The 1,553-nt window shown below is 56.6% G+C and carries 2 protein-coding genes; both read right to left on the reverse strand.

Annotation, left to right across the window (positions count from 1 at the left end; genetic code table 11):
• The coding region (locus tag ALO64_RS20520; RefSeq protein ID WP_157058682.1) for a flagellar hook-basal body complex protein at nt 1–647 on the reverse strand (647 nt) is incomplete at its 3' end.
• Between the two features lie 190 nt (nt 648–837).
• On the reverse strand, nt 838–1,553 hold a 716-nt coding region (locus tag ALO64_RS20525), incomplete at its 5' end, for a flagellar hook-basal body complex protein (protein WP_157058683.1).

The following is a 1,553-nucleotide window of genomic DNA, read 5'->3' on the forward strand; positions in this document are numbered from 1 at the left end:
ACGAAATACTGCTTCAGCTCATGATCCGCCGCAGGCACCGCAGTGGCTCCTGCTCCAGACCCCGCATCCTGAATGGTACGGCCAACGACCCGCGTGTAGGTCGCAGGATCGGCCGGGTCGAAGACCGGCAAGCGCGCGAGCGAAGGCAGCGAGGCGTCCAGGTTGATGTTCTCGGCAACCCGCGTGGTGGCTCTGGCCGATACATTCGATGTATCAATCTGCAAGTCGGTACGCAACCCGCGCTTGATCTCGCCCTGCTCGTTTGCCGCATAGCCTTGCAATCGTCCACCCTCGCCGTCCACAACGAAGTTCGCCGCGTCCTTGAGGAACGCTCCGGCACGGGTATAGGCAAGAGACCCACCGTCACTCACCACAAAAAAGCCGTTGCCCTGAATACGCATGTCGAGCGGATTACCCGACGTGGTCATGCTTTCGCCCTGATTGAAGTTTTGCTGCATTGAAGCAAGACGTACGCCATCACCTACAGCATTGCGACCACTGCCCAACTGGCTGGCTGAATACAGCGCCGAGAACTGCGCACGCGACGACTTGAACCCGATAGTGCCGGAGTTGGCAATATTGTTACCGGCCACCTCCAGCCTTTTGTTCGCGGCATGAATGCCGCTGATCGCGGTATTGAACGACATGAAAACTCCTTTACCCCAAAGGGCAACTCATAGAGGAGTTTTGATTCTCACATCATCGCGCGTAGGAGATTTCCAAGTACATTGACTGAACTTTCTGCAAGTTTAATTAAACTTGAGCGTGCATCACTTTGTAAAAAACAACCAAAAAAAAGCCCCTTCGAAAAGGGGCTTTATTTAACGCTCTACACTATCAAGTCATCTGAATAGTGGTTTGCATGATGGTGCTTTGAGTGGAGATAGTCTTGGCGTTCGCCTGGTAGTTGCTCTGCGCCTTGATCAGGTTGACCAGCTCCATGGTCAGATCGACGTTGGACTCTTCCAGCGCCTGACCAGTGATGTAGCCGAGGGTGCCCGATTGCGGCGTGCCGCTGACCGGTACGCCCGAAGCGAAGGTTTCACGCCAGTTGGTGCCACCTGCCTGCGCCAGGCCTTGCACGTTGGCAAAGTTGGTCAGCGAGGTCTGCCCGATCACTTGGGATTTGCCGTTGGTGTAGGTCGCGAACAGGTTGCCGGTTGCATCAACGCTCATCGCACTGAGCTGGCCAGTGGCGTAACCGTCCTGGTCCTGAGTGATCAGGCCCGACACCGACGCGGTCTGGGTAATACCGGCCATGTTCAGTTTGATGGAGGCACCCGTAGCACCGTTCGCGCCCCAGCTGGTGGTCGTGCCGGTGCCGGATTGCACACCTGGTACCCAGTTGGCGACAGTAAAGGTGCCATCAGTGTTGAACTTGATGTTCGCACTGTCGGTCGGTACGGTGCCCGGCGCTGCGACGACCAGATTACCCGAGGAGTCGAATGTCAGGTCGTTCTTGTCGGCCGTAGTAGTGGTCGGGTCGGAAATGCTGCGACCGTCCATCAGCGAGTACATGGACCAGGTGTTGGTGCCGGTCTTGACGAAATACT

This window comes from Pseudomonas meliae (assembly GCF_001400515.1).
In the GTDB taxonomy this organism is placed as follows: domain Bacteria; phylum Pseudomonadota; class Gammaproteobacteria; order Pseudomonadales; family Pseudomonadaceae; genus Aquipseudomonas; species Aquipseudomonas amygdali.